At 60.7% G+C, this 7,258-nt stretch carries 6 protein-coding genes and 1 pseudogene; 3 read left to right on the top strand and 4 right to left on the bottom strand.

Features of this window, described 5'->3' with window-relative positions; translation table 11 throughout:
* Nucleotides 1–377 precede the first annotated feature (377 nt).
* From clpS to EN884_RS19015, 3 genes and pseudogenes are all read left to right on the top strand, one after another.
* Complete coding sequence (gene clpS, locus EN884_RS19025; protein WP_023812950.1) at nucleotides 378–707, top strand: ATP-dependent Clp protease adapter ClpS; 330 nt, start codon at nucleotides 378–380, stop codon at nucleotides 705–707.
* 6 nt (nucleotides 708–713) lie between these two features.
* Complete coding sequence (gene clpA, locus EN884_RS19020; protein WP_013531774.1) at nucleotides 714–3,182, top strand: ATP-dependent Clp protease ATP-binding subunit ClpA; 2,469 nt, start codon at nucleotides 714–716, stop codon at nucleotides 3,180–3,182.
* 59 nt (nucleotides 3,183–3,241) lie between these two features.
* Nucleotides 3,242–3,549, top strand: a pseudogene (locus EN884_RS19015) (hypothetical protein); the annotation flags it as partial.
* Between the two features lie 186 nt (nucleotides 3,550–3,735).
* On the opposite strand, the gene EN884_RS19010 reads toward EN884_RS19015, so the two are convergent.
* The 4 genes from EN884_RS19010 to EN884_RS18995 all read right to left on the bottom strand — a co-directional run.
* On the bottom strand, nucleotides 3,736–4,764 hold the full coding sequence (locus EN884_RS19010; RefSeq protein WP_245491949.1) for a phosphatase PAP2 family protein: 1,029 nt from the start codon (nucleotides 4,762–4,764) through the stop codon (nucleotides 3,736–3,738).
* A 203-nt stretch (nucleotides 4,765–4,967) separates the two neighbouring features.
* On the bottom strand, nucleotides 4,968–5,399 hold the full coding sequence (locus EN884_RS19005) for an HIT family protein (RefSeq protein WP_013531772.1): 432 nt from the start codon (nucleotides 5,397–5,399) through the stop codon (nucleotides 4,968–4,970).
* 86 nt (nucleotides 5,400–5,485) lie between these two features.
* Nucleotides 5,486–6,700, bottom strand: a complete 1,215-nt coding sequence (locus EN884_RS19000; RefSeq protein ID WP_063167961.1) for a GNAT family N-acetyltransferase — start codon at nucleotides 6,698–6,700, stop codon at nucleotides 5,486–5,488.
* Nucleotides 6,701–6,750: 50 nt separating this feature from the next.
* Nucleotides 6,751–7,258, bottom strand: a 508-nt coding sequence (locus tag EN884_RS18995) for a glycerophosphodiester phosphodiesterase (protein WP_128360676.1), incomplete at its 5' end; no start/stop codon positions are given.

The raw sequence follows: 7,258 nt of genomic DNA, 5'->3' as shown, positions 1-7,258 counted from the left end.
ACCAAGATCGGCGATCTCTATGCCGAACTCGCCAAGGAAGCCTACAAGCCATTCGAATCGATCGTTGCCAAGGCGAAGTAATTTCGCCCGGGCGAACTGATTTCGCCTGACGTGACCCAGATTCAGCCTTTTGACCCGAGAAAAAGCCCGGCCGTGGAAACGTGGCCGGGCTTTTTCGTGTCAATTTCCGTTCCAGAGCCTCGCGCCCCTTCACGATTGCGAAAATCGTCCAAGTTTGGTGACCTAGCCATATTGTCAGCTAACCAGAAGGGCTTAAAATCGTACATCGAACACCTACATGTCGAACTCGCATGGGGAATCGAAAGAGGCAGGAATACGTGACGATCGGTTTGACTGCCACGAGACGCGTGGTGCGAATGCAAGACGGCGACGGTAACGGCAATGGGGCCGGCCGTGGGACGGCCGTCATCACGCGCACCAAAACCAAGACCAAGAAGCCCAGCCTTTATCGGGTCCTCATCCTCAACGACGACTACACTCCGATGGAGTTCGTGGTTCACGTGCTGGAGCGTTTTTTCCAGAAGGATCGCGAAGCCGCCACACGCATCATGCTTCATGTTCACAATCATGGAGTGGGCGAGTGCGGGGTCTATACATTCGAGGTGGCCGAGACCAAAGTGTCCCAGGTCATGGATTTCGCCCGACAGAATCAGCATCCGCTGCAATGCGTGATGGAGAAGAAGTGAGGTAACATGCCGGCTTTCTCCCAAGGCCTGGAAAAGGCGCTTCACCAGGCGCTGACGCTCGCCAATGAGCGGCACCATGAATATGCAACCCTAGAACATCTGCTGCTCGCGCTCATCGACGACACCGAGGCGGCCGCCGTCATGCGCGCCTGCAATGTCGATCTCGATGAGCTCAAGCATACGGTTCTCACCTATATCGACACCGAGCTGGACAACCTCGTCACCGGCTACGACGAGGACTCCAAGCCGACGGCCGGTTTCCAGCGCGTCATCCAGCGCGCGGTGATCCATGTGCAGTCTTCTGGCCGCGAGGAAGTGTCGGGCGCCAACGTGCTCGTCGCCATCTTCGCCGAGCGCGAGAGCCATGCCGCCTATTTCCTGCAGGAACAGCAGATGACCCGCTACGATGCGGTCAACTACATCTCGCACGGCATTGCCAAGCGTCCGGGCGCGTCGGAGACACGCTCGCCGCGCGGCGCCGATGACGAGCAGGGCGGCCAGAACGGCGCCGAGCCGCAAGAGGAAGGCGGCAAGAAGAAGCAGCAGCAGGACGCGCTGACGGCCTATTGCGTCAATCTCAACAACAAGGCCAAGGCCGGCAAGATCGACCCGCTGATCGGCCGCGAGTCCGAGATCAACCGCACCATCCAGGTGCTGTGCCGCCGCTCCAAGAACAACCCGCTCTACGTCGGTGACCCCGGCGTCGGCAAGACGGCGATCGCCGAGGGCCTGGCCAAGCGCATCGTCGAGGGCGACGTTCCCGAAGTGCTGCACAATGCCACCATCTTCGCGCTCGATATGGGCACGCTGCTCGCCGGCACGCGCTATCGCGGTGATTTCGAGGAACGGCTGAAGCAGGTCGTCAAGGAGCTCGAGGATTATCCTGGCGCCGTGCTGTTCATCGACGAGATTCACACGGTGATCGGGGCAGGGGCGACTTCAGGCGGCGCCATGGATGCGTCCAACCTGTTGAAGCCGGCGCTGTCGTCGGGTGCGATCCGCTGCATCGGCTCGACCACCTACAAGGAATTCCGCCAGTTCTTCGAGAAGGACCGTGCCTTGGTGCGGCGCTTCCAGAAGATCGACGTCAACGAGCCGACCATCGAGGACGCGATCGAGATCATGAAGGGCCTCAAGCCCTATTATGAGGAGTTCCACAAGGTGAAGTTCACCAACGAGGCGATCAAGGCCTCGGTGGAACTGTCGGCACGCTACATCAACGACCGCAAGCTGCCGGACAAGGCGATCGACGTGATCGACGAGACCGGCGCCTCGCAGATGCTGGTGCCGGAAGCCAAGCGCAAGAAGACTATCGGCATCAAGGAGATCGAGGCGACGATCGCCACCATGGCCCGCATCCCGCCGAAGACGGTTTCGGCCGACGACGAGAAGGTGCTGCAGGGCCTCGATATCGAGCTGAAGCGAGTCGTCTATGGCCAGGACACTGCGATCACCGCACTGACCTCGGCGATCAAGCTGGCGCGTGCCGGCCTGCGCGAACCGGAGAAGCCGATCGGCTCCTACCTGTTCTCCGGCCCGACCGGCGTCGGCAAGACCGAAGTGGCCAAGCAGTTGGCCGCGTCGCTCGGCGTGGAGCTGATCCGCTTCGACATGTCGGAATATATGGAGCGCCACACCGTGTCGCGGCTGATCGGTGCTCCTCCCGGCTATGTCGGCTTCGACCAGGGCGGTCTTCTGACGGACGGCGTCGACCAGCATCCGCATTGCGTGCTGTTGCTGGACGAGGTCGAGAAGGCGCATCCGGACCTGTTCAACATCCTGTTGCAGGTTATGGACCATGGCAAGCTGACCGACCACAACGGCAAGCAGATCGACTTCCGCAATGTGATCCTGATCATGACCACCAATGCGGGCGCGTCGGATGCGCAGCGTGCGGCGATCGGCTTCGGCTCGACCAAGCGCGAAGGCGACGATGTCGAGGCGATCAACCGGCTGTTCACGCCGGAGTTCCGCAACCGTCTCGATGCGATCATCCCGTTCGGCTCGCTGCCGGTGCCGGTCATCCATCAGGTGGTGCAGAAGTTCGTCATGCAGCTCGAGGCCCAGCTTTCCGAGCGTGGCGTCACCTTCGACCTGTCGGCGGACGCGATCGCCTGGCTCGCCGACAAGGGCTATGATGAGCGCATGGGCGCGCGGCCGCTCGGTCGTGTGATCCAGGAGCACATCAAGAAGCCATTGGCCGACGAGGTGCTGTTCGGCAAGCTCAAGAAGGGCGGCACGGTGCGCGTCACCGTCGAGAAGAAGGAAACCGGCGAGACCGGCCTGAAGCTCGAATCGCTGGCCGACGAGGCGCCGGTGAAGCCGAAGAAGGAAGAGCCGGAAGAAACGCCGAAGTCCAGAAAGGCCGTGGTGAAAAAGCCGGCGGCCAAGAAGCTGGTGGCGCAGAAGCCCGAAGCCAAGGGCAAGGACGGCGGCAAGCGCAGCCTGGTGCCACAACTGCCCCGAAAGAACTGAGCTTACGAAAGTCAAAAAAGCCCCGGAGACGGGGCTTTTTTATTGGAGCGAGGGTAGGCATAATCGGCCAGATCATCATCCTGAACGGTGCGCCGCGATCGAAAAACAAGCATCGCCAAGGCTGTTCAGGAGTGCTTCGATGGCGTCTGGATCAATCTCGGTGTCGACGTTTGCGATCAGGCCATGCCGCCGCGCTATCGACCCGAGATGGGATTGCGGCCCGGTGGCGCGCCTGTGGCAGGAAGAGGTGCACCGGCCCGGCGTGTACGATCTGGAAGTCGACACGTCGCTCCTGAGCCCTGGGCAATGCGCGGACACGCTCGCAGAGCAGCTTCGGCAAGGACCGTATCGAACAGCGTTTCGGAAATGTCCAACCCATCCAGCGCCGCCCTTGAGGCGTTTTGACCGGCATGCCGCCGCAGGCGAGTTCGTCCAGATCGGCGAATTTACATCCCGCAAAGGGCCGGCGATTGCATGGTGGAGCTCTCAGCGGCCGCGCTGTCCGACTCGAAACGGGTCAGCAAATATCCGCACGCCTTCCAGATCGCGACCATCAGGGATGCGCCCGCATAGCCATCCACGGCATAGTGCCAGCCAAGCACGACGGATCCGACCATAATGACGCCGCGAATAACCACATCACAACACCGGCCAGCCGAGACCGCCGCGTTGCATAGAGAGCGAACAGCACCGCCATCGCAACGTGCAGGGATGGGAAGGCGGATATACCGACGCTGCCGGTAGTTGCGCCGGTGTAGCCACCCCACAGCATATCCTGCGTGTTGAGCGCCCAGATTGGATAGATGCGATCGGCGGTGGCGAGTGCTTGCATGAGGGCGTGAAAGTCGTTGCCGAACCCCAATCGCTCGTAAAAGCAAGGGCCAGCCGACGACAGGCCCATCGCGAGGAAGAAGCCACCCAGCGTCCACACCGTCATGAAGCTCATCAGGAACTGGTGACGCAGCTTCGTATCCTTGCGTGCGATGCACACGGTGAAAACCGCGGTAATGAGCACGACGAACCAGAAATTGTAAGCGATGTTGATGATCTTCAATGCAAGCGGCGACTGGACGGTAAACCACAACCATTCGTGCGGGGCTCGACCGAAATGCAGGATGCGGTCGGCCTGAGCCAATGCCTTGTCCCATGCAAACGGAGAGAGGATTGCAATGGCTCCCTTCAACACACCGATCGCGGATATGAAGGCAAGACCCGCACCCAGGCCATTCAGGCTGTTGGCAATGCGTACGGCGTCGCCAAAGAATCTACCCAGTGACTTGAGGAAGGTGTGCAGCGGTTCGGTATCCCGCTGGACCAGCGCAAGATGGAGAAGCGTCCCAAGTGCAAAGGCTGAGCCGCAAATCCAGAAGGCGATGAAAAGATACTCAGCGTATTCCTCCAGAACGCCGAAATCCGGCATGTTTCCAGTGTGCCACCCGACTGCGCTTGCCAGAAGCAGCGCAGCGGCAGCCATAGCGTGCAGCAGCCGGTGTCGCCAAAAGGCATCCGCCAAGATGCCAAGAAAAGCACGCTCGACAATTGCCCCCGCCAGTGGGGCCGATGCCGCAACCGAATGTTCCATGGTTTTGAAGCCCCACAGCTCGCCACGCGTTAGCATTTTACCGTGAGATGGTTCGATATTTCCTAATCAGACGATTAGAGTTGCAAACGGTTGAGTCGGCACTGGGCACGGCCGGGCATTAGAATCGGCTTCTGGACTGAACGGCGCTTGTTAGTCCGATATTCTCGACCCGGTCCACCACATCATTGGCGGACCTCCCGCTCTCAATTTTTGAGTGCAGTCCGTATCTTTTCGGCGTTACCGACCAGAATCTCCGGCTTCTCCATCTCGCCCGTGTGCGGCTTCAGCGGGATGCCGTCGAAGCGCGGAATGACATGCACATGCAGATGATAGACGGTCTGCCCTGAGGCCGGCTCATTGAACTGCATGACGGTGACGCCATCGGCGCCGAAGGCCTTTTTCACCGCCAGCGCCACTTTCTGAACGGCGCTCAAGAGATGGCCGAAAATTGACGGATCGGCATCGAGAAGGTTGCGCGACGGCGCTTTCGGCACCACCAGCGTATGGCCGGGCCCCTGCGGCATCACATCCATGAAGGCGATGACCGCGTCATCCTCGTAGACACGGTGCGAGGGAATTTCGCCGCGCAGGATCTTGGCGAAAATGTTGTCGGTATCGTAGGCGGCCTCGGTCATGGCGAACGCTCCGGATTGTGCCTTCGTGTAGCGAAGGCGTCGAAATTCGGCAAGATAATCGTCGCCCCCCAGCCGGCCAGCCGGGGCTACTCCTCGAGATCCTTGCGGAACGGGGTATGCTCTTCCAGATATTCGCTCATCCGCTCCACCTCCTGCCGTTCGCGCCGAAGATAGTCGGCGACGGCGTTGCGCAGGCCTGGGTGCGCAATGTAGTGCGCGGAATGCATGGTCACCGGCCGGTAGCCGCGCGCCAGCTTGTGCTCGCCCTGCGCTCCCGCCTCGACCACCTTGAGCTTGCGCTCGATGGCGAAGTCGATCGCCTGATGATAGCAGACCTCGAAATGCAGGAAGGGATGGTCCTCGATGCAGCCCCAGTTGCGGCCATAAAGTGCATCCGAACCGATGAAATTGATCGCGCCGGCGATATAGCGCCCGTTGCGCCTGGCCATCACCAGCAGGATGTCGTCGGCCATGCGCTCGCCGATCATCGAGAAGAATTGACGATTGAGATAGGGCCGGCCCCATTTGCGACTGCCGGTGTCCATGTAGAAGGCGAAGAAATCGTCCCAGGCTTTCTCCGTGAGGTCCTTGCCGGTCAGCCGGTCGATTGAAATGCCTGGGGCAAGCGCTTCGCGCCTTTCCTTTTTCATCGCCTTTCGCTTGCGCGAGGCAAGGGTGGCGAGGAAGTCGTCATAGGTTGAAAAGCCTTCGTTGAAGAAATGGAATTGCTGGTCGGTGCGGTGCAGGAAACCGGCTGCTTCCAGCACCTCCACATCGCTCTCTTGCGCGAAGGTGACATGTGCGGAAGAGACACCGAGCTTTTGCGTCACCGCCTTCAGGCCCGCCGCGAGACCGGCCTTCACCTTGGCACTGTCCTCGCCCCTGGTGACCAGCAGGCGAGGGCCGGTGACCGGGGAGAACGGCACGGCACTTTGCAGTTTGGGATAGTAGCGGCCACCGGCGCGTTCGAACGCATCCGACCAGCCATGGTCGAACACATATTCGCCCTGGCTGTGCGATTTGAGATAACAGGGCACCGCGCCCAGCAATCTGCCTTGCCCATCCTCGAGCCGGAGGTGGTGGCCCTGCCAGCCGGTACGCCGCACGGCGCATCCAGAATCTTCGAGCGCGCCTAGAAAAGCGAATGAAACCAAAGGATTGTAGCTGGCTTCTAAATCGCCGCGCGCAGTTCCCGCAAAGCCATTCCATTCATCATAGGTGAAGGCGCCGATGCCGGCGGCGACGCGGATCGAATAGTCCGCATTGGCCGTTTGTCCGTCACCCTCATCGCCCTGATCCATGAGGCTTATTTAAGCTCCGTCCGGCCTGGTGCAAGTCACGTTTCAGACACTCAGGCGACTTTGACCAGATCGGGTTCGAACCCTTCGAAAGTCATCTGGTCGGCATATCTGAAGGTCAGGTCGACCGCCGGCTGGTCATGCACCGTCCAGGTGATAACAGGCATTTTCAGCCTTTCACGCACGAAGCTGACAAATGGGTTTGGCAGGTCGCCGGCGGCGTAGGAGGTGAAGGCGATCTCATGCGCCAGCATGGCGAAATGCGCCTCGATCAACCCGACGTCCTTGCCGTAGGCGGTGAGACCCCCTGGGATACCCGGCGCGTCCTTCGGAAAATCGCGGACCAGCCAATGGTCGAACGACATGATCGCCGCCTTGCCCTTGTAGCGCTTGAGCATCTTGCCGACGCTTGCCACCAGGCCTTCGTCATAGCCGGGCGTGCCTTTCAGCTCGACGACCAGTGGCACGCGGCCATCGACCAGGTCGAGCGCTTCCTGCAGCGTCGGCACATGGTCCGCCGTGCCACCGACCCTGAGCGCCGCGAGTTCAGCTGCGGGACGC

Source organism: Mesorhizobium sp. M7A.F.Ca.AU.001.01.1.1 (assembly GCF_004022735.1).
Taxonomy (GTDB): domain Bacteria; phylum Pseudomonadota; class Alphaproteobacteria; order Rhizobiales; family Rhizobiaceae; genus Mesorhizobium; species Mesorhizobium ciceri.
The sequence above is the reverse complement of the archived record's forward strand: the minus strand, read 5'-3'. Positions and strand labels throughout refer to the sequence as shown.

Bases quoted from the DNA above. Each gene is read 5' to 3' on its own strand.
- EN884_RS19000 (WP_063167961.1), bottom strand. From the start codon at position 6,700: ATGGATCAGGGCGATGAGGGTGACGGACAAACGGCCAATGCGGACTAT.
- EN884_RS19010 (WP_245491949.1), bottom strand. From the start codon at position 4,764: ATGGAACATTCGGTTGCGGCATCGGCCCCACTGGCGGGGGCAATTGTC.
- clpS (WP_023812950.1), top strand. From the start codon at position 378: ATGCAAGACGGCGACGGTAACGGCAATGGGGCCGGCCGTGGGACGGCC.
- EN884_RS19005 (WP_013531772.1), bottom strand. From the start codon at position 5,399: ATGACCGAGGCCGCCTACGATACCGACAACATTTTCGCCAAGATCCTG.
- clpA (WP_013531774.1), top strand. From the start codon at position 714: ATGCCGGCTTTCTCCCAAGGCCTGGAAAAGGCGCTTCACCAGGCGCTG.